Origin of the sequence: Streptomyces sp. VTCC 41912, assembly GCF_045799175.1 — a bacterium.
In the GTDB taxonomy this organism is placed as follows: domain Bacteria; phylum Actinomycetota; class Actinomycetes; order Streptomycetales; family Streptomycetaceae; genus Streptomyces; species Streptomyces albulus_C.
The window spans coordinates 56,958-79,703 of sequence record NZ_JBJMAB010000028.1; the positions used below are offsets into that span (position 1 = coordinate 56,958).

The 22,746-nt window shown below is 72.0% G+C and carries 21 protein-coding genes; 8 read left to right on the forward strand and 13 right to left on the reverse strand.

Annotated features, from left to right (window positions below):
• Window positions 1-42 precede the first annotated feature (42 nt).
• Window positions 43-930, reverse strand: a complete 888-nt coding sequence (locus tag ACJ6WD_RS29730) for an NAD(P)-dependent oxidoreductase (protein ID WP_407616892.1) — start codon at window positions 928-930, stop codon at window positions 43-45.
• Window positions 931-978: 48 nt separating this feature from the next.
• Here ACJ6WD_RS29730 and ACJ6WD_RS29735 point away from each other — a divergent pair, with 48 nt between their 5' ends.
• A complete protein-coding gene (locus ACJ6WD_RS29735) occupies window positions 979-1,329 on the forward strand; it encodes a helix-turn-helix domain-containing protein (protein WP_233660963.1) in 351 nt (116 codons plus the stop codon).
• A 594-nt stretch (window positions 1,330-1,923) separates the two neighbouring features.
• Here the strand turns inward: ACJ6WD_RS29735 and ACJ6WD_RS29740 are convergent.
• The 3 genes from ACJ6WD_RS29740 to ACJ6WD_RS29750 form a co-directional block, all read right to left on the reverse strand.
• Window positions 1,924-2,517, reverse strand: coding sequence for a carbonic anhydrase (locus ACJ6WD_RS29740; protein WP_407616893.1), 594 nt, complete (start codon window positions 2,515-2,517; stop codon window positions 1,924-1,926).
• A gap of 163 nt (window positions 2,518-2,680) precedes the next feature.
• On the reverse strand, window positions 2,681-3,064 hold the full coding sequence (locus ACJ6WD_RS29745) for a hypothetical protein (RefSeq protein WP_407616894.1): 384 nt from the start codon (window positions 3,062-3,064) through the stop codon (window positions 2,681-2,683).
• A 168-nt stretch (window positions 3,065-3,232) separates the two neighbouring features.
• Complete coding sequence (locus ACJ6WD_RS29750; RefSeq protein ID WP_233660960.1) at window positions 3,233-3,946, reverse strand: TetR/AcrR family transcriptional regulator; 714 nt, start codon at window positions 3,944-3,946, stop codon at window positions 3,233-3,235.
• A gap of 84 nt (window positions 3,947-4,030) precedes the next feature.
• Here ACJ6WD_RS29750 and ACJ6WD_RS29755 point away from each other — a divergent pair, with 84 nt between their 5' ends.
• The 3 genes from ACJ6WD_RS29755 (at window position 4,031) to ACJ6WD_RS29765 (ending at window position 7,394) form a co-directional block, all read left to right on the forward strand.
• Window positions 4,031-5,485 (forward strand): MFS transporter, encoded by a 1,455-nt coding sequence (locus ACJ6WD_RS29755; protein WP_233660959.1) that lies wholly within the window; start codon window positions 4,031-4,033, stop codon window positions 5,483-5,485.
• A 106-nt stretch (window positions 5,486-5,591) separates the two neighbouring features.
• On the forward strand, window positions 5,592-6,323 hold the full coding sequence (locus ACJ6WD_RS29760) for an SDR family NAD(P)-dependent oxidoreductase (RefSeq protein WP_407616895.1): 732 nt from the start codon (window positions 5,592-5,594) through the stop codon (window positions 6,321-6,323).
• A gap of 126 nt (window positions 6,324-6,449) precedes the next feature.
• Window positions 6,450-7,394, forward strand: a complete 945-nt coding sequence (locus ACJ6WD_RS29765) for an NADP-dependent oxidoreductase (protein WP_233660957.1) — start codon at window positions 6,450-6,452, stop codon at window positions 7,392-7,394.
• A gap of 40 nt (window positions 7,395-7,434) precedes the next feature.
• Here the strand turns inward: ACJ6WD_RS29765 and ACJ6WD_RS29770 are convergent, their stop codons facing one another.
• The 3 genes from ACJ6WD_RS29770 to ACJ6WD_RS29780 form a co-directional block, all read right to left on the reverse strand.
• The gene (locus tag ACJ6WD_RS29770; protein WP_331247899.1) at window positions 7,435-7,818 is read right to left on the reverse strand and encodes an AQJ64_40280 family protein; all 384 of its coding nucleotides are present in this window, start codon (window positions 7,816-7,818) and stop codon (window positions 7,435-7,437) included.
• 264 nt (window positions 7,819-8,082) lie between these two features.
• Complete coding sequence (locus ACJ6WD_RS29775) at window positions 8,083-8,490, reverse strand: Lsr2 family protein (RefSeq protein ID WP_016573067.1); 408 nt, start codon at window positions 8,488-8,490, stop codon at window positions 8,083-8,085.
• Window positions 8,491-9,156: 666 nt separating this feature from the next.
• Entirely contained in the window at window positions 9,157-9,816 is a 660-nt protein-coding gene (locus ACJ6WD_RS29780) for a CGNR zinc finger domain-containing protein (RefSeq protein WP_407616896.1), read from the reverse strand.
• Window positions 9,817-9,907: 91 nt separating this feature from the next.
• Here ACJ6WD_RS29780 and ACJ6WD_RS29785 point away from each other — a divergent pair, with 91 nt between their 5' ends.
• Window positions 9,908-10,756, forward strand: a complete 849-nt coding sequence (locus ACJ6WD_RS29785; protein WP_233660954.1) for an alpha/beta fold hydrolase — start codon at window positions 9,908-9,910, stop codon at window positions 10,754-10,756.
• A 130-nt stretch (window positions 10,757-10,886) separates the two neighbouring features.
• Here the strand turns inward: ACJ6WD_RS29785 and ACJ6WD_RS29790 are convergent, their stop codons facing one another.
• From ACJ6WD_RS29790 to ACJ6WD_RS29800, 3 genes are all read right to left on the reverse strand, one after another.
• Entirely contained in the window at window positions 10,887-11,399 is a 513-nt protein-coding gene (locus tag ACJ6WD_RS29790) for a hypothetical protein (protein ID WP_376553673.1), read from the reverse strand.
• 103 nt (window positions 11,400-11,502) lie between these two features.
• Window positions 11,503-12,036 carry a DUF1648 domain-containing protein gene (locus tag ACJ6WD_RS29795; protein WP_331247902.1) on the reverse strand — a complete coding sequence of 178 codons (534 nt, stop codon included), beginning with the start codon at window positions 12,034-12,036 and terminating at the stop codon, window positions 11,503-11,505.
• A 533-nt stretch (window positions 12,037-12,569) separates the two neighbouring features.
• A complete protein-coding gene (locus ACJ6WD_RS29800; RefSeq protein ID WP_407616897.1) occupies window positions 12,570-14,936 on the reverse strand; it encodes a helix-turn-helix domain-containing protein in 2,367 nt (788 codons plus the stop codon).
• A 158-nt stretch (window positions 14,937-15,094) separates the two neighbouring features.
• Between ACJ6WD_RS29800 and ACJ6WD_RS29805 the strand changes: the two genes are divergently transcribed.
• The 3 genes from ACJ6WD_RS29805 (at window position 15,095) to ACJ6WD_RS29815 (ending at window position 17,758) form a co-directional block, all read left to right on the forward strand.
• Window positions 15,095-16,156 (forward strand): BTAD domain-containing putative transcriptional regulator, encoded by a 1,062-nt coding sequence (locus ACJ6WD_RS29805; RefSeq protein ID WP_233660951.1) that lies wholly within the window; start codon window positions 15,095-15,097, stop codon window positions 16,154-16,156.
• Window positions 16,153-16,869 carry a DUF6585 family protein gene (locus tag ACJ6WD_RS29810; RefSeq protein ID WP_331247904.1) on the forward strand — a complete coding sequence of 239 codons (717 nt, stop codon included), beginning with the start codon at window positions 16,153-16,155 and terminating at the stop codon, window positions 16,867-16,869. The genes ACJ6WD_RS29805 and ACJ6WD_RS29810 overlap by 4 nt, the downstream gene beginning before the upstream one ends.
• A 133-nt stretch (window positions 16,870-17,002) precedes the next feature.
• Complete coding sequence (locus ACJ6WD_RS29815) at window positions 17,003-17,758, forward strand: PE-PPE domain-containing protein (protein WP_233660949.1); 756 nt, start codon at window positions 17,003-17,005, stop codon at window positions 17,756-17,758.
• A gap of 101 nt (window positions 17,759-17,859) precedes the next feature.
• Here the strand turns inward: ACJ6WD_RS29815 and ACJ6WD_RS29820 are convergent, their stop codons facing one another.
• From ACJ6WD_RS29820 to ACJ6WD_RS29830, 3 genes are all read right to left on the reverse strand, one after another.
• Window positions 17,860-18,975, reverse strand: a complete 1,116-nt coding sequence (locus ACJ6WD_RS29820; protein ID WP_331247933.1) for an amidase domain-containing protein — start codon at window positions 18,973-18,975, stop codon at window positions 17,860-17,862.
• Window positions 18,976-19,149: 174 nt separating this feature from the next.
• Window positions 19,150-20,439, reverse strand: a complete 1,290-nt coding sequence (locus ACJ6WD_RS29825; RefSeq protein ID WP_376553666.1) for a hypothetical protein — start codon at window positions 20,437-20,439, stop codon at window positions 19,150-19,152.
• 70 nt (window positions 20,440-20,509) lie between these two features.
• Window positions 20,510-22,600, reverse strand: a complete 2,091-nt coding sequence (locus ACJ6WD_RS29830; RefSeq protein WP_407616898.1) for a transglycosylase domain-containing protein — start codon at window positions 22,598-22,600, stop codon at window positions 20,510-20,512.
• Between the last annotated feature and the right edge of the window lie 146 nt (window positions 22,601-22,746).

Below are 22,746 nucleotides of genomic sequence, written 5' to 3' on the forward strand. Positions count from 1 at the left end.
GCGCGGCCACCACGACCCCGCGACCCGCCCTACGGGGCCCGGTCAGCGTCGTCCGAGGACCTCGGCGAGACGGCTGAACCCGTCCTCCCCATGGCCCAGTCCGACGGCGCGACGGGCCATGCCCTCCGCCGCGCGCATCACACCGGCATCGATGCCGTGGGCCTCGGAGGTGTGGACGATGTGGGCCATGGACGACACCGCAGAGGTGAGCGGGTTGCCCGCGCCGGAGAACCCGCCGCCGTCCACGTCCTCGGCGAACTGGTCGAAGAGCGGCGGGAGGATCGCACCGATGCCCTTGGCGAACGGCGCCAGTTCCCGCGCGGTGACGCCCTCGGCCCGCGCCACCGCCAGCGCGTGCACGTAGCCCGCCATCGCGGTCCAGAAGACGTCGAGCAGTGCGACGTCGTACGCCGCCGCGCGCCCGATCTCCTCGCCGAGGTGCGTGTGGCTGCCGCCCAACGCCTCCAGCACGGGACGGTGCTCCCGATGGAGTTCCGCCGGACCACTGTGGAGGAACACCGCGGCGGACGTTCCGATGGTGGTGGTCGGCGTCATGATCGCACCGTCCAGGTACCCGATGCCGCGCTCGGACGCCCAGTGCGCCGTGTCCCGGGCCCGGTCCGGAGTGTCGGCGGACAGGTTCACCACCGTGCGCCCCTTGAGCGCGTCGGCGACCGCATCGGGCCGCAGGACGGCATCCGCCGCGTCGTAGTTCACCACGCAGACCACGGTCAGTGCGCTCGCGGCGACCGCCTCCGCCGCCGTTGGCGCGGCGACCGCTCCTCGTGCCACCAACTCCGCGTCCCTGCCCGGCGTGCGGTTCCAGACCGTGGTCCGCAGCCCCGCGTCGAGGAAGGCGCCGGCCAGGGCCCGGCCCATCGGCCCCAGACCGAGCACGGTGACGGCAGACTGTTCAGAGTGCCTGGACAAGATCCAACTCCTTGATAAAACGTGATGAATGCGATGAAAGGGATGAACATGACGCGCAGTCGTGCCCAAGACCTGAATGTCTGTGGGGTGACCGCCGCGGTCGCCGTGATCGACGGCAAGTGGAAGACGGCCCTGCTCTGGCGGCTGGAGTCGGGTCCCTACCGTCCCGGTGAGCTGCGCCGGCAGGTGCCGGGCCTCAGCGAGAAGGTGCTGACCCAGGCGCTCCGCGAGATGGAGGCGGACGGACTGGTGCACCGGGAAGTGCACGAGGCGCTGCCGCTCAAGACCGTCTACTCCCTGACGGAGTTCGGTCGTGACCTCGCCGAGGCGTTGGCGCCCCTGTCCGACTGGGGCCACCGCCGCCTGGCGAAGCTCGCCGCTTCCGCGTCGGCCTCCTGACGCGACGCCACTTCCTCCCGTCGAACTCCGGCGACCGCCCCTGACTGCGCCCCACAAGGTTCGCCCGGGCCGCCAGGCGCTGCCAAGTACCCACAAAAAAGTGGGTACGCCGCAACGACGCGGCAGGCGGACGCGACCTCGGCGGACACGCGCTGCCGGGCCACCGGTCGGCCGGTGGCCGGACAGCACCCCGAACAGTGCCTCCGCGCCCCCGAGTTCGCGCGACTGCCGCCCCGAGCCCTGCCGCGGCCGAGCGGCCACACAGGAATCCCCGCACGGCGCGGCGGTCCGCCGTCCTTCAGGCCCTGTGGCTATGTGCACATAGCGAAACTGGTCTTGGAACGCATGAGCGCCCTGTCCCTACGGTCTTCCTCGGGGCCGTCGCGCAGGCGGCGGGCACCGGCAACCGCCCCTGCGCGACGTCCGGACAGGCCCCGCTCCCGTCGCCGGCCACCCGGCCTTCGCTGAGAACGAAAGGCCCGCGGTGCGTTCGGCCCGGCCGCCGGGGTTCGCCGGGGCGGCCGGGCCGAACGGGCACGCGGGTACGGAGTCACCGCCCGTCAGCCAACGGCGTACCGGGTGACCTCGGTGAGGCTAGATCGGCCGGAAGGACCGCCGCGTCGCACACCACGCCAACACGTCTCCCGTGGCGTCGTCGTGGTGCCAGGCATGGAGCGTGACCTGGCGCTTCGCGAGGCGGCGGGTGACACACGGGTAGGTGCGCAAATGGTGCAGCTGCGCCAGCAGATGGCGCTGCTCGGCCGCCGTCGAGGACGTCGGACCTGCGTGCTGATGGGCGTCGTCCGCACGCGTGCGATGGGCGGCGCGACTGAACCAGTTGTGAACGAGCGGCAGATCGGCGACGGACGGGTCCCGTCGGAGGGAGTGCAGCGCGGTGCAGTTGCCGTGGCCGCAGAGGATCACGTCGCGGACCCCGAGGACCCCCAGGGCGAACTCCAGGGTTCCGCCGACGCCGCAGTGCGCGCCGGGTCGGAACCTCGGGATGATCTGTGCGGCGGTACGCAGTTCGTACAGCTCACCGGGGGCTGCGCCGGTCAGGAGGGCGGGTGGGACGCCCGCGTCGGAGCAGCCGATGAACAGGGCGCGTGCGGTGGGCGGGCCGGACGTCGGCGCGGAGTCCGTGGGGGGTGCGGTGCGGGAACGCGTGTCGGTGAGGAAGGCATGCATGATCGACCTCTGGCTCTTCTCGGTCAGTGGTTGCGGCGAGGACGCGGCGTGCTCCGTGCACCCGTGACGGGAGTGCGCGTCGATGTCCGGCGAGGGCCCGATCCCAGGGGCCGGGCCACCGTCGATCAGACGCGTGCCGTGACGGGCGGGAGCGCGCTGCCGCTCAGCAGCGGATCACTTGCAGCGTGACCGGATCCGGTGGCCGGCCGGCGCCGGAGGTCCGCCCCGCGCGGCACTGCTGTGCCACGGGGTCGGCCGCGGAGCACAGGCCGTCGTGCGGTGCCGTCCCGACGGCGCGCGCGACCTCCGGGGATGCGCCGACGTCGCCGTCGGGCAGGACGACGGGAGCCTCCGCGTCGGAGAGTTGGGTCTGGTCGCCCGCGTCGTCCTCCGCTTCGTCGTAGCGGGGAGCCGGTGCCTGGGCCGTCGACCAGGTGACGCCGGTCTCGCTCTCCTCCCCCCAGGGCGGCGGGTGGTGACCGATGGTCAGGAGCAACAGGAGACCGGAGAACAGCAGCGCGAGCATCGCGACGCCTCTGCGTGCCATCGTCCCTCCCCTCCCTCGGCCACCCGACGCGACATCATCGTCTACAGACGTGTAGACGATGATGTCGCTCCATCGGTTCCCTCGGGTGCGGCACCTCATGCCGGCCGCGAACGGATTTCCCCGCGGGCTGCGGCTCGCCGCGTTCGGGCGCGCCGGCGCGGGCCGGTCTCAGCGGCGTGCGAGCCCGTCGAGCATCAACGCGACCGTGAAGTCGAAGCGTTCGTGCTCGGCTCCCGAGGTGAGTTCGGCGGCGTGGCGCTTGGTCTGCGGGAAGGTGTCGGGCAAGTTGGCGAACCGGCTCAGCAGTTCGTCCCGGCTGACGACCCATTCGCCGCCGGGGCGGCTGACCAGCGCGACCTCAAGGGCGTAGGCGTTGACGTAGAGCATCAGGGAGTCGATGCCCCAGGCGGCGGTCTGCGGGGCGATGCCTCCGGCGAGGAGGAGGGCGAGCATGCCTTCGGCGATGCGCAGGGTGTCCTCGTTGGTGGGGGCGGTGGCGAGGGCGGCCCGGGAGATGCCGGGGTAGCGCAGGTACTGGTCGCGCAGCTGGGTGCAGACGTCGGTGATCTGCTCCCGCCATGCGTCGGGGTCTGGTTCCGGCAGCTCGACCTCGGCGCACAGGCGGCCGATGAGCAGCTCGTCGAGGTCGTCCTTGTTGACGACGTGCGCGTACAGCGAGGCCGGTCCGGTCTCCAGGGCGGTGGCGACGCGGCGCATGGTCAGGGCCCCGTAGCCCTCCTGGGCCACGACGTCGAGCGCCGCATCGACGACGGCGTCCACGGTGATCGGCTTCGCCCGCCGACCTCGCGCCGCTGGGGCGCTCGCATCGGGAACGGGCTGGTGGTGCCGCGCTGCGCGCCGTTGCTGAGGAGTCGGTGGCATGTACCGAGCATACCGGATGAACGAACCTCGTTCCTTTGCTAGCGAACGTCGTTCGTCTTGACGCGATCGGTGTTCGTGTGTGAAATGTCGTTCGTGACTCTCGAACAACGTTCTTCCGCTCGCGACAGCCCTGCCGCGGTGCCCTCGCGCGCCACCTGGCTCGTGCTGGTCGTCGTCCTCCTCGGCGAGGTCATGGACCTCGTCGACTCCAGCGTCGCCAACCTCGCCGGGCCAGCCATCCGGGCCGACCTCGGCGGCGGGCCGATGACCTTGCAGTGGACGCTGTCCGCCTACACCGCGGCCTTCGCGCTCGGCCTGATCACCTCGGGCCGGCTCGGCGACGTGCTCGGCCGCCGCCGGCTGTTCCTCATCGGCATGGCCGGATTCACCCTCACCTCGCTGGCCTGCGGCCTCGCTCCCGGCCCCGCCTTCCTGATCGTCGCGCGACTGCTGCAGGGCCTGTTCGGATCCGTGCTGATCCCGCAGGGCATGACGCTGGTGAAGGTCGTCTTCCCGCCCGAACGCCTGCGCGCGGCGCTGATGCCGTTCGGGCCGATCATGGGCCTGGCCATGGTCGCCGGGCCGATCCTCGCCGGCTGGCTGCTGCACCTGAACCTGTTCGGCAGCCAGTGGCGCTCGATCTTCCTGATCAACGTGCCCTTCGGCGTCCTCGCCCTCGTGCTCGGCCGGCGCGTGCTGCCCCGCAGCGGTGGCGAGGATCCCGATGCCCGCCTCGACCTGACCGGTGTGGGCCTGCTCACCGCCGGCTCCGCCCTGCTGATCGTCCCGCTCATCCAGGGGCGCGAACTCGGCTGGCCGGCCTGGACCTACGCGATGATGACGGCCTCAGTCGTGATGTTCGCGCTGTTCGTCGTCTCCGAGCGCCGCAGCAGGCACCCGGTCATCGCGCCGTCCCTGTTCCGCAAGCGCAGCTTCGTCGTCGGCCTGCTCGTCGTCGCCGGCTTCCACGCTGCGCTGAGCGCGTTTGTGCTGGTCATCAACCTGCTGCTGCAACTCGGCATGGGCTGGACGCCGCTGCGCACCGGCCTGACGCTGATTCCGTGGGCCCTGGGCACCGCCGCCGCCGTCCTGTTCGGCGGGGGAGCGCTCGGGAGGCGACTGGGACGGGCGGCCCTGCACATCGGACTGTCCCTCGCCGTCCTCGGTCTGCTCGTCCTGTGGTGGTCCACCCACCACTGGGGCGCCGCACTCACCGTCGGCGAGCTGGCGCCGTCGCTGTTCGTGACGGGATGCGGCGCGGGCCTGGTGTTCGTCCCGCTGTTCGAGTTCATCCTCGGCGACGCCTCCGCCGAGGAGGTCGGCACCGGCGCCGGCCTGCTCAACGCCGTCCAGCAGTTCGCCAGCGCCATCGGCGTCGCCGCCCTGGGCACCGCGTTCTTCGCCGGACTGGGAAACCCCTCCCCGCACGCCTACTTCGCCGCCGCGCAACTGGTCTTCGCCCTCTGCGCCGGCCTGTACTTCCTGACCCTGCTGCTCGTCGGGCTCCTGCCCGGACGCGCACCGCACGCCCAACAGTGAACCCCCTTACTCAGCAAGGGAGTTCGCCCCGCACCCGCACCCGCACCCGCACCCGGCGGCCGACGGTCCCGGTCGGCACCCGCCCCCACCACGGAAGGAAAACGGCATGACGACGAAGGTCGCACTCATCACCGGCACCAGCCGCGCCATCGGCCTCGGCTTCGCGGTCGCCCGGCAACTCGCCCGACTCGACCACCACGTGCTCCTCACCGCGCGCGACGTCTCCCGCGCGGAGTACCTGGCCGCACGGCTGCGCCGGGAGGGCCACCAGGCCACGGCCCTGCGCCTGGACCTCACCGACGCGGCCGGCATGTACCAGGCGGCCGACCACATAGCCCACCGCTTCGGCCACCTGGACATCCTGATCAACAACGCTAGCGACGCCGTCGACTTCACCGTCCTGTCCGCACTCGACGCCGACCTCGACGCGGTGCGGTCCGCGCTGGACGTGGACGTGCTCGGTCCCTGGCGACTGGTCCAGGCGACGCTGCCGCTGCTGCGGGCCGCCCCCGCCGCCCGCATCGTCAACGTCACCAGCCTCTCCGCCCGACAGATCGCCACCGGGCTCGACCTCGGGGCCGGCCTCCGTGCCCCGGCCCACTCCTTCGCCAAGCACACCCTCGACGTCCTCACCACCGTCCTGGCCCGCGCCCTGAAGGGCACGCCGATCCTCGTCAACGCCGTCGACCCGGGCGAAACCGCCACCCACCCCGAACGCGGCGACGAGGAGCACGCGCGCCCCGCCGCCGACAGCGCACGCGGCGTCGTCTGGGCGGCGACCCTGGGCGAGAACGGCCCCACCGGCAAGCTCTTCCGCGACACCCGGCCGGTGACCTGACCCCGCCCCGACGCCCCACGCTCCCGCCGGCCGACCCCGGGCCGCGTCCGGGAGCGCGCCCCGGCGGATTGCCGTCACGGTGGGGAACAAGGGAATGCCGCGCCGGCGAGGCCGGTTGCAACCGGCATGAAAGCCATAGGTGTTGAGGTGTTCGGCGGTCCGGAAGCCCTGCGCGTCATGGAATTGCCCGAACCCCAGGCGGGCTCCGGTGAGGTCCGCATCCGGGTGCACGCGGCCGCCGTGAACCCGACCGACGTCCTGCTGCGGCAAGGCGCCCACGCCGTGCGCATGCCCGACCGGCGGCCCCCGTTCGTGCCCGGCATGGACGCCGCAGGGGTGATCGACCAACTCGGAGCCGGGACCGCGGGCCGCCTCGCCCTGGGCCAACGCGTCGTCGCCATGGTGCTGTTCACCAGCGCGCACGGCGGAGCCTACGCCGAGCACGTCGTGGTGCCCGCCGCCTCGGTGGTGCCGGTACCCCAGGGAGTGGACTTCCCCGCGGCGTCCACCCTGCTCATGAACGCGATGACCGCACGCCTGGCACTGGACGCGCTGGCCGTACCGCCCGGCGGCACCGTCGCCGTGACCGGTGCGGCCGGTGCCGTCGGCGGGTACGCGGTCGAACTGGCCAAGGCCGACGGCCTGACCGTCATCGCGGACGCCGCCCCGCACGACACCGACCGGGTCCGCGGCTTCGGCGCCGACCACGTCGTGGCGCGCGGCACCGAGGTCGCCGCCCGCATCCGCGCGCTGGCACCGGACGGCGTTCCCGGCCTCGTGGACGCATCGATGCAGACCACTGAGATCACGTCGGCGGTCGCCGACGGCGGGACCGTGGCCGAGTTGCGGGGCTGGTCGGGTCCGGCCGAACGCGGCATCCGGGTGCGCCCGGTGATGGTCACGGACGGCATCACGGACACCGCCCGGCTGGACGCGCTGCGCCGCCAGGCCGAGGAGGGCGTCCTGACGCTGCACGTCGCCGACGTGCTGCCCGCCGAGGAGGCGGCCGAGGCGCACCGCCGCCTGGAAGCGGGCGGCCTGCGCGGCCGCTTGGTGCTGGACTTCTCCTAGCGGTCCCGCACGCGACGTCAACGGGTCGGGGGGGTGTCGGTCAGGTGGTGGGGCGGGCGTCCCAGGCGTTGCGCAGGGCTGGCCGCACGTCCCCTCCCAGTGCGATGTGCGTCTGCTGGCCGGGCAGCACGGGCAGTTCGGCCCAGTGCGTCACCGTTTCGGCACTGGCGAGGCCGTGGGGCAGACGGACGATTCCGTCGGAGTCGACGAAGCAGTCCCTGTGCTCCACCCCGTCCTCGCCCCGGTGCAGCGTGGTGAAGTACATCGGCCTCACCAGCCAGAATTCCTCCCCCGCTTCGCCGTCGGACCCGCCGGCGCGGTCCGCCGGGTACCGGCCCGTGATCGCCGCTGCCACCGGTGCACCGCTCCGGGGAAGCCTCTCGCGTGCGTCGATCCACGTCACGACGGTATGGAGATTCGTCATCCCGCTCCTCACCCCAACACTCGGGAACGCGCCTCTTGTCCGGGGCCGGCGGATCGGCGGGGGCGCCGGCCCGACCCCGACATCCGGCAGGACCGCGCGGCGCCCGCCAAGGTTGCTCGCGGCGGAACGCGCAGAACGTGAGAACCAACGGGGACCAAGGGGAACCAAGGGGAACCAAGGGGAACCAAGGGGAGCCAAGGACAACCGAGGGGACCAGTCCCCGCACAACAAGAACGCCCCCTCGCTGCGAGGGGGCGCCGACAATCACTTCGTTGTGCGCTTCTTGCGTGCAGGCTTCACCGTGGGGGCCTCGATCGTGCGGGCCACGTCGGTGAAGGGCTTGACCGCCTCCTGGAGCGCGGCCACGTTGGCTTCGCTGAGGTCGATCTCGTACCACTGCGTGTCACGGATCTGACGGACGCCGAGCTTCGCCGTGCCGTCTTCGTTGGTCTCTCCGGTCTCGTACTCCTCCTCGACCAAGGCCGGCACGGCGAGCTTCACGGTCGTGACGCCGTCCGTCGCCTGGGGGTCGAGGTCGTCCTGGAGGATCGACCGCCAGTACGTCGCCTTCTTGATGACCTCACTGCCGACCGGTACGGGAGTGATGACCTCTTGCACTCCCGGCTCGTTCTTCTGAGATTCGTCGACCTGGATGGTTTCCTTCACGGCCACAACGGCGCCCCTTTCGATTGGTGCACCCAAATTCTAAGGTAAATGGGGGAGTTGAAGCCAATCGAGCCCGGCCCGTGCGAGAGGCGCTTGATTGCGGATCTCCCTGGTCAACTCTCCGGGTGATCCCGGAGTGCCCACTTCTTTTCGCGGCGGCGCCGTTGGTGGTCTTCACGGAATGGGTGTAACGGGCAGAGGTCCAGAAAGCCTTAAAGGTCCTCGGTGAAGAGAGAGGGTCCTCTTTATCCCGGGCGGTGCCGCGGGGCGGCCGAAGTGTCCGTTGGCGTGGCCCGGTTCGGTGTTGCTGGCGGGCCTCGACGCCCTCGGCCGCCGGCCCGGCACGGGTGCACGCTCGGACCTCATTCGGTGATGGTGGCAAAAGCCGATGCCGCCTTAGGGACACTGCTGCTTGAGGCCCTGGCTCTCGATGAGGGCTTGTGGCGGGCCGAAGCACTCACGGTCAGGTTCTCGGAGGTGCTGTCACCTTGGGGATGTCACGTGGTGGCGCCGCGCACTGAAGAGGTCCTGGTTTTCTGCTAGGGCTCGCTGCGCGTTGTGTCAGGAGTTCTCCGGTGAATTCCGTCGCAGAGAGGCTGTATTGCATGAGCGCGCGTGAAACCGGACGAGTAGCCGTCGTAACGGGCGGTGCCAAGGGAATGGGTCCGGCATTCACCGGGGCCGGCGCTCGGCGGTGCCGAGGTCCGGGGTGTCCTGGCTGCCGCCCGTGCCCGCCGCCCCCCGACCCGTTCCGCCGGCCTCCGTGGTTCCGTTCGGCTCCGGGGCGGACAGCCGGCGGGCGCGGTGCTTGGCGACGTTGAGGCGGTTGCCGCACAGTTCGGGCATGCAGTAGCGGCGCCGCCCCGCCTTGCTGGTGTCCACGAACATGCCGTCGCACACCGGTGAGGCGCAGTGCCGGATGCGCTCGTGACGGAGCGTGCGGAGCACGCCCAGGAGGCCGGTGCCGATGAGGGCGGCGAGTTGCTGGGCGAGCGGGGCCTGCGGATCCGTGGTCACGTACCACTGCCAGCGCCCGTCCGCGTCCCGTTCGAGGGACGGAGCCACGCTCGCCCGACTGACCAGGGCGTTCGCGCCGGCCACCACTTGATCCTCACTGTCGGACTCCAGGAGCGCGCGCAACTCCCGGCGCAGCGCGACCACTTCCTCCAGATCCTGCTCGGTCGCCCGGTGCCCGAGGTCCGCGGGGTCGACCGGAATTTCGTACTCCACCAGGAAGCGGTCGAGCGCGGCGGGATCCATGAGCACTTCGCCCGTGCTCCTGCGGACCAGGGCGGAGGTGTTGACCAGGTCGGTCGCGACACCTGCACCCAATGCGTAATCGGAAAAAAGGAACTTCAAGGCTTACTCCATGTAGAGTAACTGGAGAAAATCCATTATACCCCTTAGCTCTGGAGGGATCGGCGTGAGCGCGTATGCCCAGCCCACCCCGTGGAAGCTCCACCAGCGGGTACCGGTCGCCGCCGGCGAGGTCGCCACCGGCGTCTTCGGCGAGGGTCCGCCAGTGGTCCTCGTCCACGGCACCCCCGCCTCGTCCTACCTCTGGCGGAACGCCGTCCCCACCCTCGCCCGCCACCACACCGTCCACGTCTGGGACCTCCTCGGCTTCGGTGCCTCCCGGATCGCCCCCGGAGCCACTCCCTCCATCGCCCAGCAGGCCCGCACCCTCGCCGAGCTCGTCGACCACTGGGGACTGACCGCACCCGCCCTCGTGGGTCACGACATCGGCGGCGGCGTGGTCGTCCGCGCCCACCTCCACGACGGGGTGCCGGCCTCCCACCTCGCGCTCCTCGACGCCGCCGTCCTCGGCCCCTGGAACACCCCCTTCACCGAACACCAACAGCGCTACGCCGAGGCGTACCGCACCATGCCGGCCCACATCTTCGACGACCTCGTCACCGCCCGCCTGCGCACCGCCGCACACCGCCCGCTGTCCGAAGCGGCCGCCGCGGCCTACCGCGCACCCTGGGCGGGTGCCGAAGGGCAGCGGCGCTGGGTCGACCAGGTCTGCGCCGTCACCTACGAAGACACCCGCGAGGCCGTCGACCGGCTGGGCGAGATCGCCGTGCCCACCCTCGTCCTGTGGGGCGCCGAAGACCAATGGCTCCCCACCACAACGGGCGACCGGCTCGCCGCCGCCATCCCTGGCGCGGAGCGCCGCACCCTCCCCGGCGCCGGCCACTTCGTCGCCGAGGACCAGCCGGCGGCGACGGCCGCGGCGTTGATCGAGTTCTTCGGGCGCCGACCCGGCTGAGCGGCGTGCAGCGCGCCACCGCGACCGCCCCGCACCTCACGAACGGCCGGCACCGCCCTGCCGCCCCCTCGCCTGACGCGTCAACGAGCGTCATGGTTGGAGGTGTACGCGCATGAGGGGCCAGTGCGCGCTACCAGCCGCGCCACAGCTGGTACCGGACGGTCGCGAGGAGGTAGGCGACGAGGCACGCCAGCCCCGGGAAGAGCGCCATCCCGACGACGGCGCTGATCCCGCGGTAGCCGGATTCGGGTCCCGACACGGCGAACGCCACGCATCCCGCAACGCCCGGCAGCAGTAGGGCGATTGCCCACGTCCGGCGGACCGCGACGCGCTTGCGCCAGGCGAGGTCCTCGTTGCGCCACCGGATCGCGGGAGCTTCCTCCTGGGCCCTGCGCACCGCCTCGGCCCGTCGCTCCGCCTCGGCCCGCGCGGCGTCCTCGGCGTCCCACTGGCGGCTCAGCCGCTCCCGGTAGCGGGCGCGCCACCTGGCGTCCTCCGGGCTCTCCGCCGGCTGTCCGCCCACCGTGACGTCTCCGTACACGGTGCCGAACTGCCCGACGGGACCCGTGACGTTGCCGCTGACGTCGTTGCGGGTCCGGTGGTGCACCGTGCGGTCGTCCCGTTCGTCTCCAGCTTCCCCCATGGGGCAACCGTACCGTCGGCCCAGTCGAACGCGACGGCCGTTCCACCAGGCCACGTGGCGTTCGATGGAGCCCCAGACCCCTCCCCGCGCCGCCCGGGGGCTTTCAGTTCACGGGCGTGCGGCGGTCGCGCACGGCGGCCAGCACCGTCGCGGCGGTCCCGGCGAGGAGCGGCACCACCATGGCCGCGAACAGCCAGCCGGACACGTGCCGGTCGGCCGTGGAGCGCCACAGCACCGCGCAGCCGACGAGGAGCGAGACGCCCGTGCAGGCGTTGAGCACCAGCAGCGCCCTGGCGGTGCGGAGCGCGGAGGCGCGGGTGCGGGGGCGGTTGAGGGAGGATCTGACCAGCCCGTTGCCGAACGGTGCCGTGTCCTCGGGCAGTTCGGCCTCCGGCGTCACGCGCAGCGTCAGCTCGGCACAGGCGGTCAGCAGCACGGTCGCTCCGAGGTGCACGAAAACCAGCGCGAACGCGGTGCCGATCGACGGTTCGGCCCAGGCGTCCACGCCGTCGCTGCCGATGTGCCGGGGTATCCGGTCCGGCAGATGCGGGTAGCGCAGGACGCCCCAGACGATGAGTGCGGCGAGCAGCGCGACGTTGGGGAGCAGCCACAGGCGGACTGGACGTGAGAAGACCATGGGCCGATTGTCCGCCGCCGGCGCGTTCGTCGCAGGCGGTGCCGCGCGTCGGGGCGCGAGCGGCGGGGCCCGGTGCGCTGTGGGGCTGCGCCACGGAGGGCAGGGTCCCGGACCGCGCCTGGTACGTCCTCCTCGTCGTTGCCGGACCAGCGCCCAACGGACCGTCGGTGACGCACTGATGGCCCGGAGAGGAGTCTCCGGGCCATCGTCGTGCCGCGTGCGGGAGAGGAGAATCGCCCCGGTGGCCCTGCCCGCATCGTTGTCCGCCGAGCGCGTCCTCGGGCTGCTCCGCTGCCTCGTGCGGGTCGCCCTCGGTGCGCTCCTGGTGGCCCCGTGCCGGGCGTGCGCGGTGGCGCACGACGCGGCCCGGAGCCCGCTTCGCGACACCTATATCAGTTGCCCGGTCGTCACGGTCGTCCTGTCGGTGGCGGCCATGGTGACACTCCTCCTTGCGTCGGTGTGTTTCCCTGACGCACGACCGCCTGCCCCGCACCTTTCGGGGCAAACACCCCCAACACCCGCAAAAACCGCTGTCACTTCAATGGCCCACCGCGCGGGCTCCCGTCCGGGTCGGAAGTCCGCAGTGGTGCGCGAGGGCCGCGGGCGAGGTGGTGCTGGAGGCGGGCGTGGCGGAACTGGTAGACCGCACCGGCCTGACGGAGCACGCCCCGCCGGTAGGCGTCTTCGAGGAAGGCGACGACGGACCAGGGGAGCCGGCCGGTCAACGGCAGCCAGATCCGGGAGAAGACCGTCCACTGGCCCCAGGAGGTCAGGCTGAACGCGTAGCCGAGGGCGCCGCCGAGCCCGCTGATGAGGCCCAGTTTGAGCGCGGCCGTCAGATTCCAGGCGACCGGACCCAGCACCGCCGCCGCGGGGTAGACCACCGCCAGGGAACCGAAGCCGACGAGCACGCCGAAGACCGGGGACCAGACCAGGAGCTGGGTGGCGACGGTGCGGCCGTTCGTCCGCAGCAGGCTGATCGGATTGAGGGCGGAGCGGATGTCGAGCGGGGTCTCGAAGAGGGTGAGCAGTCCGAGGGCGGGGCCGGCCGCCAGGGCGAACATCAGGCCGTAGAGGACGCCGTCGCCGATGCTGCCGGCCAGGACGAACGGGAGCGGGACGTGGGCGATGGCGCCGTTGAGGACCCCGCGCACGAAGCCGTAGCCGACGCCGAACACCAGGCCGCAGAGCGCCCCGATCATCAGGCGGCGGAGGGGATTCCGCCCGGTTCTCCGCTCCCCGCCGCGGATTCTCATGCGGACGGCGGACGGCTCCACGGCCGCGTCCTTGGCCGCGACCATGAACCAGTACGCGATCCCGAACAGGAGCCCCGTGAGGAGCCCCGCCACCAGCCCGTCCAGGAGCTGGTACGCCACGGAGTCGAAGAGGGTGCCGACGACGCCGTCGACGAGCGCGATGGTCAGGCCGATGACCAGGGCGGTGACCAGGGCGCGGGTGGTGCGGCGCATCCCGTAGCCCAGGCGCCACCACTCCAGGTCGGGGGTGTCGAGCCGGTTCAGGTGCTGCGCCAGATAGCCGAGCCAGTGCCGGGCGCGTTCCGGGTCCCAGGCGCGGAGCGGCCCGCTGCCGGGGCGGGGGCGGTAGGCGGTCGTGACGAAGTTGTCGAGGAGGTGGTCCTCCAACTCCTCGGGAGTGCCGAAGTGGCGGGTGTCCAGCAGCGCGGCCGGGTCGCCGTCGGGGGCGTCGCTGTGGACGGCGCGGGCGAGGGTGACCATCAGCGGAGTGGTCAGCACCGCGGCGAGGTTGGTGCCCGCCTGGGTGCGCGGTCGCTCGCGCAGGGCGTGCAGTACGGGTTCCCAGCCGGTCGCCGAGCGGCCGCGGGCCTTGCGGGCGGTGCGCGGCAGGTACGCGGCCAGATCGTCCAGGGTGAGATCGGTGAGTTCGACCGCGGCGGCGGAGGTGAGGACGTCGGTCTCGGCCACCGCGGCGGCGTACTCGGCCGGACGGCTCGTCAGGAGCAGCGGCAGCGTCGTGGCGTTGAGGGCCTCCAGCGCGGGGCGGCGCAGGCCGTCGGCGATCTCGTCGAAGCCGTCCAGGACGGGGAGGATCCGGCCGGTCTCGACGAGCCCCTCGGCGAGGTTCGTCCCACCGGGCCCGGGGGCGGCGAGGCCGGGGTGATCGCGTCTGAGTTGCGCGGCGAGCCAGTCCCGGAGGGTGATGGCGGTCGGGTCCCACGAGCCGATGCTGAAGATCACCGGCACGGCGTCGGCGTGCCCCCTGGCCTTCAGGTGGTCCAGGGCGAACCGCACGGCGAGGATCGTCTTGCCGGAGCCCGAGCGGCCCAGCACCACCAGCCGCCCGGACGGGATGCGCCGGTAGACGTCCACGATCGCGTCGAGTTGCCCGCCCAGTTCCAGGGGGGTGGGGGCGCTCCCCGGGGGCAGGCGGCGGATGTTGGCCCAGTGGTCGGTCAGTTCCTCGGCGACCGGCCGCCAGCGCACCGGCAGCGGATAGGGGTCGTGGACCTGCCGCTGTTCCTCCTCGCGCCGCCAGCGGGCCGCCACCGTCTGTGCGACCTGGTCGGCGACGTCGGCCAGGACCTCGTGCAGCGGCGACCGCGTCGGACCGCTCGCCGTCGGCTCGGGGGCGGAGGCAGCGGCGGGCGGAACCGGTGGTTCCGTCGGACTCTCGGCGTCCGGAACCTCGCCGCCCGGAGTTCTCAGGACGGCCGTCGACAGGAGCCGTTCGCGTTCCTCGGGACGCAGCCCGAGCGCGTCGGCCAGCAGCCGCACGGTGGTCACCCGTGGGTCGGCGCGTTCGCCGGTCTCCAGCCCGCGGATGGTGCGGACGCCCACCCCGGCGCGTTCCGCCAGGGCTTCCTGCGTCAGGTTCGCCTCCCGCCGCAGCCTCTTCAACAGCGCACTGAACTCACTGGTCACGGGTCTCGGCCTTCCCCCGGCATGTCGATCTCCCCAGGTGAGGGACTCTAGCGCGGCCACCGGCCGGATACGGCCGGTCTGCCGGCCTGTTCGTTTCACCGCCCCGGGACCAGCGTCGTCGGCAACCGTCCGACCGCCTCAGCTCAGGAGAGCCCGCAATGCCGACCACCGCGGCCCTCGACCGACCGACCGCCACCGAACTCACCGGCCAGGAGCGCGAAGTGCTCCGCGCGGTCGGCTGCGGCCTGACCGACGGCGAGGTCGCCGGTGTCCTCGCCCTGCCCGAGCACGCGGTCGACGTCCACCTCCGCCGGATCCTCGTCAAGCTGCAACTGCGCGACCGGGCCGCCGCCATCGTCCACGCCTTCGACTGCGGGCTGGTCGTGCCCGGACGGGGCCCCCGCGTGGCGGCCCGCCCCGTGCCGCGGGCCGTCGGCCGCCGGGCGCCGGAGCGGCGGGTGCGGATCTCCGTGCTCGGGCCGCTGCGGGCGTCGTACGACGGGCAGCCGGTGGACCTGGGGCACCTTCGCCAGCAGGCCGTGCTGGCGGCGTTGGCGCTGTGCCGGGACCGGACGGTCAGCAAGGACGAACTGCTCGACGGGATCTGGGGGATGGAGCCGCCGCTCACGAAGGTCGTGCCGGTGTACATCTACCGGCTCCGCAAGGTCCTCCAGACCGGGAACGGCACGGAGTCGGTGATCCGGCACGACCGGTGCGGCTACCGGTTGGTGCCCGGCGCGGTCGAGGTGGACGAGGCGCGGATGGAGGAACTGGTCACCGCCGCCGGTGCGGCCGAGCGGGGCGGTGAACTGGCCGAGGCGGTCCGCGTGCACGCACAGGCGCTGGGCCTGTTCGGCAGCGAGCCGCTCGCCGGACTCCCGGGCCCGTTCGTGGAGTTGGAGCGGCTGCGGCTCGCCGAGCGCCGGACCGGGCTGCTGCTGCGCAAGCTGGACCTGCAACTGCGGCTGGGCCGGCACTCCGAGACGGTCGGCGAGCTGTGGGCGCTGGCCACGGCCCAGCCGTTGGACGAGCCGGTCGCCGCGATGCTGATGCGCGCGCTGTGTCTCAGCGGCCGGCAGGCCGACGCGCTGTCCGTCTTCGAGCGCACCCGCCGCCGGTTGGCCGACGAGTTGGGGGTCCTGCCCAGCCGGCTGCTCCAGCGGACCCACCAGACGATCATGCGCGGGTGCGATGCCGGCCTCGCTCCGACCGCGCCATGACCGGACCGACGCCGCGCACCCGCGGAGCGGAGCTGCTGCTGGCGCGGATCTCCGCGGCGGCCGGCCGCGCCCGCCTCGGCCGACGACGGGCCACCTACCCGGCGACCGTCCACCGCCCCCGCGCGCGCAGGGGCCCGTTCCGCGCGGTCCGTCTCCTGGCGGACCTCGCCCGACGCGGCGGGTCCGTCGCGTCGCGGGCGAGTCCGAACGCGCGACTGGACCTGTACGAGCACGGGGCGACCGTCGCCCTGAACGGCCGGATCCACGTCGTCCGCTACGACACCACCGCGATGTTCCGACATCGCACCCGGTCGCGTGGAGCCGCCCCTTCCGGCACCGCCGTCCTCCACACGCTCACCGACGTCGACCGGCGGCACCTGGTGCTGCGCGGCGGTCCGGCCGGCGGTGAACCGCCGGCCTGGGAAGCGGAGCTCCAACGGGCCGTCACCGAAGCCCAGTTACCCGGCGCCCTGGCCGCGCTCCAGCGGGGTCAGCGCCTCTCCTTCGGAGACGTCTGGCTGACCAGGGAGCAGGTCGGATCGGGTGGACGGTGCACGTCGTGGTCACAGGTGCAGCGGATCGGCGTGCAGGGCGGGTTCCTCGTGCTCACCACCGGTGGTGAGCAGCACCGGTGGGGACCGGAGTCCAGGATCCCGAACCCCTTCGTGTTCTGGGCGCTCGTCGAACGCCACCGCACCGACGACACCCGCTGACCCCCGGGGCCCGGGCACCGTCCGCTGTGCCGGTGCTTTGTCCCCCGTGTTTCATCCCCATTCCAACGACGACGGCTAACGTCGTTCCCTCACGGACGACTTGTCCCGTCCCAGCCCAAGGAGAAGCCGAGCGATGACCCTGCGCGCCAGATGGAAGACGGCGATCGGCACGGCCGGCGCGACGGCGGCGGTGGCCCTCACCGCCGCCACGCCCACCGTCGCCCACGCGGCTCCGGTGCACCACTACTACCTGGAGATCGGCGGCACGGGCTCGGCTGCGCCCGCGCCCGACTGCACCTCCACCTTCGCGTTCGCCAACAAGCACCTCGACGGCGGCATCCCGGTGCCCGTCTGCTACCCGGCGAGCGCCGGCCCCTGGCTCAACGGCCACAACGCCCCCGACGTCGGCGCCCTCAGCTACGACGCCAGCGTCCGGGAGGGGTACCGCAACCTGCTGGCCGCCGCCGAGAAGACCTACCACCGCGATCCACAGGCCCGTTTCACGATCGTGGGGTACTCCCAGGGCGCCCAGGCGGCCGACCAGGTGCTCCGGACGATCGCCGAGGGCCGCACCGCGATACCCCGCTCGCAGGTGAACGGCATGCTCTACGCCGACCCCATGCAACCCGGCACCGGCATCTGGGCGCGGGTTCCGCAGGGTTGGAGCGCCCTGGGGTTCACGTCCACGGGGGCCGCTCCGGCGAAGTACGACGGTGTCCCGGTGCGGCGCTTCTGCATCCGCACCGACCTGGCGTGCGACGCCACCTCGATCCGGTCCGTGCCCGGATTCCTGAACCAGCACCCCAAGTACTGGCAGGACGGCAACGTCATGACGCAGACCATCGGCCACGACGGCGGTGACGGCACCACCTGGTACGACGCCCAGTAGGCCGTCGGCCGCAACGCTGCGGGGCAGCCGTCGAGAAGTTCCGGACGTTCGGCGACCGCCCCGCAGTCCTGCGCCGGGCACGGACGCCCAGCGGCCACCGCTCAGGTGCGGTAGGCGTAGTACGCGGCGCTCGGGTACGACGCGACGATGCTGGCCACCGACCTGTTGTAGGTGTCGGTGGAGTGGTACGTGAGGTACGGCACGCCCTGCCGGCTGCGGCTGGTGACGATCATCGAGTGGTCCTTGGACCCGTCCCGGTCGAAGTCCAGTTGCAGCACGTCACCGACGTCCATCTGGTAGACGTTGGCGAGGCTGGTGGCCCGCTTGGAGGACAGCGCGAACCAGGAGAACTCGTTGACGCCGACGAAGGAGTCCGACTGGATCTCGGCGTTGCCGAACCACTTGTGGAAGTCCGTCGTGTAGCCGGGGACGTGCTGCCACCCGCCCGCCTTCAGGGCCTGGCTGACGAAGTTGGTGCAGTCCCCACCGGCGCCGGCGTCACTGAAGTCGGGGTAGTCCGGGTTGTACCGGCTCCAGTACTTCGTCGCGTACGTCGCCATGGCGGCGTAGTCGTACCCGGTGGCCGTGAAGTTCTTCGGGTTGGCCGGCGCGGGCCGCGTGGTGGCCGAGCGGGTGGCCGAGGGCGGGTCGTCTGAGGTGGCCGGCGCGGCGACGCTGGGCCTGGCCACCTGGTTCACCGCGAGGTAGCCGTCGTCGGTGTCGCGGACGTCGGTCAGTTGCCAGGCGTCGTCGCGGTCGGCCTGGAAGGTCAGCCGGTGGTGGGCCTGGAAGCCGGTGGTCCCGGGCCGGCCGGGCTCGGCCTTCTCGTACGTCAGGGACGTGGTCTCGGTGACGTCGACCGTGGCCCGACGCCCCGTCAACGTCGCCCCGTCGAGGACGACTTCGGTGCTGGCTCCGCGGTACTTCTCACCGAGTCGGGCCAGCCGGGACTTGCGGGCGCGCAGGGCGTCGAGCGTGGCGCCCTCCTCGCGGGCCTGCGCCGCGGACAGCCGCACCTGCCCGGTGAAGCCGGACGTCCGACGCGGGTGTGCCTGCTGGGGTCCGCCGCCAGCGCCGTCCACCAGGGACTGCGTGCGATCGGCGAAGACCGCATCGGCCAGCCGCTGGAAAGTGGCCTTGGTGGCCCGGTCCATGGTCGGCCCGTCGGCGACCGCCGCGCCGGCGGTTCCGCTGGGCAGCACGACTCCGGCGGCCAGTGAGGCTGCCGCCACCGCGATGACGGTGGTGCGGCTCCGCCCGCGGCCTGTTCTTCTCGATGTCAACGATGTTCCCCTCTACGCCGGCACACGGACCGGGCGAGCGCATTTTCGCATGAGATGTGTGCATGGTGTGAAGGGGTGTGCACAATTGCAGCCAGGTTGACTTCGGGGTCACTTGACGACCGTGGACCAGTCCGGGGCCTGTGCCGGATCCAGTCCGCGCAGCCGCTGCAGCGTCTCGGGCCGCTGCACGTCCAGCCAGTCGGCGAGCTCCTTGAAGGACACGCACTTGACGCCCTTCTTGGTGCAGGTCTTCTTGATCACCTGGTCGATGGCCTTCATGTAGATGCTGCCGTTCCAGTCCTCGAAGTGGTTGCCGATGAACAGCGGCGCCCTGCTCCCGTAGTAGACGCGGTCGAAGCCCGCCATGTAGGAGTCGACGGTCTGCTGCTCCCAGGTCGCGTACTTGGCCGGATCACCCTTGGTCTCGCCCTTGGACTGGTTGTAGAGGAAGTTGAAGTCCATCGACAGGCCCTGGTAGTCGCCGCCGGGGTACGGCAGCATCTGGAGCGGGAAGTCCCAGACGCCGTCCTTCTTGGTCGGCCATATCTGGAAGTCGCCCGGGGAGCTCGCGTCGTAGCGCCAGCCGTAGCTCTTCATGGCCTTGAGCAGGTTCGGTTGCCCCTCCAGGCAGGGGGCGCGCCCACCCGTCACCTCCTTGCGGAAGTCGAAGGGCAGGGCGGGAACGTCCCGGTAGCCGGTGTTCGTCCGCCACTTCTCCACGAAGTCGTAGAACTGGTCGATCTCGCTCTTCCACTCCGCCACGCTCCAGTCGCCGCCCCCCTTGGCGCCGCAGAAGTGGCCGTTGAAGTGGGTGCCGATCTCGTTGCCGTCCTCGTAGGCCGCGGAGAGTTGGGTCAGGGTGGTGCGGATGTGCTCGTCGGTGGGATAGCTGATCGCGGCCGAGCCCACCGGGTGCTGGGGCGGGTGGTAGAGGTCCTGCTTGCTCTTGGGCAGCAGATAAATGCCGGTGAGGAAGAAGGTCATGTGGGCGTCGTTGTCCTTGGCCAACTCGCGGTAGTGCGAGAAGAGCCGCTCCTCGCCCTCCAGCGCGCCGTCCCAGGAGAAGACGACGAACTGCGGCGGCTGCTCGCCGGGCTTGAGGGGCTTCGCCGCCAACTGCTTCTTCTGCGGCCCGGTGTAGGAGGTCGAGCCGTCCCCGAGGATCTTGGTCTTCCCGTCCCAGGCCGGCTCCTTGGGGGGCTTCGCGGGCCCCCGGTCGAGCGAGGCGCCCTTGTCGCCGGAGGACGCCTGGGCGTCGCCGTTGGCCTGGTCGAGCACCAGGTACCCCGCGACGGCCGAGCAGACGACGAGGACGGCGGACGCGAGGACCGCGGAGCGGGTGCGGAGGGTGCGGTGGGGTGCGCGCGCCTTGCGGCGGCGGCCTGGAGTCGACTTCATTCGGGGCCCAAATCTGCGGTGGGAGGTTCCGGTCCGGATGCGGTGCGTGCGGGGGCGGGCGGTCTACCGTTCAGTGCAGTGGGCTCGCGGCGCCCGCCCAGATGGTGTACGGGACGCTGTCGGCGGCGGTTCCGGCGAGCCCGCCCAGCGGCAGCGGTTCGAGGCTCTTGGCCAGGTCCATGCGGTAGACGACCACGGCCGTCGAGACGGCGCGGGCCGTGCCGACGTACCAGGCGGCGGTGTCGTCGGCGGTGGTGCCGGCCTTGCCGGACACCGCGGCCGATGCGGGCGCGGCGCCCGGGTGGGCGGAGCGGAACGCGTCCGTGAGCGCCCGCGTCACCTCGGCGGCCACCCCGGCGGTGACCGCGCGGCGCTTCTCCGGGGTGGCCAGCGGCACGGCGGCACCGTTCCGGGTGATCTGGCGCACGGAGTACGGTTCGACGTGCTGTCCCGCGGCCGCGAAGGTGGCGTAGCCGCTGGCCATCCGGATCGCGCTCGGCGTGGAACTGCCCAGGGACAGGTCGGGGACCTGGGGCCCCATGCTGCCGGGCAGCAGTCCGGCCGCCTGGGCCGTCTGCTTGACCTTGTCCAGGCCGGTGTCCATGCCCAACTGCATGAACGGCGTGTTCACCGACTCGGCGAGCGCCTTGCGGAGCGTGATCGGGCCCCACGACCTGCGGTCGTCGTTGTGGGCGGCGACCTTCTTGCCGCTGCGGTTCCAGTAGGGGCCCTCCGGCGTGCTGACGGGCACGCCGTCGTTGCCGTCGTAGCGGGACTGCGCGGTGACCTTCTCCCGGGGCGCGTCCCGCTGTTTGACGACGCCGTGTTCGAGCCCGGCCGCGTAGACGAACGGCAGGAAGGCCGAACCGGCCGGTACGGTCGCGGCGTTGGATTCGTTGTAGCCCTGTTTCCGGTGGTCGGGGCCGCCGTAGACGGCGAGGACGCGGCCGTCCGTGGCCACCGAGGCGATGCCGTAGTGGGCGGTTGCCGCCGCGGCCGGGTCGCTCTGCCGGGCCTTCTTGCGCGCCGTGGCCACCAGGCCGTCGAGCGCCGCCTCCCGCTTGCGGTCGAAGGTGGTGTAGATCTGGTAGCCGCCCAGGTCGAAATCCCTGGCCGGAATGTGCCCGGCCTTCTGGGCGTACTGGGAGGCGACCTCGACGAGGTAGTCGCTCTGCTGGCCGGTGTCGTACAGCGGGTTCTGCTTGAGCGGCTCGGGGAAGGTCCGGTACTTGGCCCGCTCGTCCGGCGACAGCTTGCCGATCCGCACCATCCGGTCCAGTATCCACTTCCAGCGCTCCACCGCCCGCTGGTGGTTGGCGGCGCCGAGCGTGGGGTCGTACAGTCCGGCGCCCTTGAGCAGCGAGGCGAGGAACGCCGCCTGGCTCACGTCGAGTTCGCTGACGTCCTTGCCGTAATAGGCTTGTGCGGCGCGCTGGATGCCGTAGGTGCCGCGACCGAACCAGCTGGTGTTGAGGTACCCCTCCAGGATCGCGTCCTTGCTCATCCGGTTGTCGAGCTTGAGGGCGATCATCGCCTCGGTGAACTTGCGGCTGACGGTCTGGTCCTGGTTCAGGTAGACGTTCTTGACGTACTGCTGGGTGATGGTCGAGCCGCCCTGGGTGTCCCCCCGGCCGAGCGTCCGCCACAGGGCGCGGGTGAGGCCCTTGAACGAGACGCCCGGGTCCTCGTAGAAGCTCTCGTTCTCGGCCGCCAGCACGGCCCAACGGACGTCCTCGGGTATCTCCTTCAGCGGCATCGCCTGCCGCTGGACCCATCCGGTACGGGCCATCGGTGTGCCGTCGGACCAGAAGTACACGTTGTCCTGCTGGGTCGCGTACGTGTTCAGGTCCGTGGGGATGTCGGTGGTGGCGTAGGCGATGCCCAGGAACAGACCGGTCAGGCCGACGGCCGTCGACGCGACGCCCAGCCACTGCCGCCACGAGGGCGCCCAGCGACGCCAACCGGTGCGGCCCGGGCGCGGATAGCGTGGCTTGATCCGGCGGGTGAACGGGGCCAGGCGCGCGACGAGGGCAGCCAGTTGCGCGCCCAGGCGTATGCGGGCCGAGGAGGACCGTACGGCCCGACGTCGGCCGGCCCGCCCGCCGGCCCGCTCCGACCGCGGCGCCGGCGCGGCACCGTCAGCGGCTGCGGGCGGTGGCATCCTCAGTTGCAACGTGTACTCGGGGTCCGCGGGCGTCGTGGCCCGCACGCCGTCGCCCGCGCCGGTCAGGGGCTCCCGCGGCGTCCGCCGCCGACGGCCCGACGGCCCGCGGGTCTCATCCGGCCCGCCCGGCCCCCGCCCAGTCG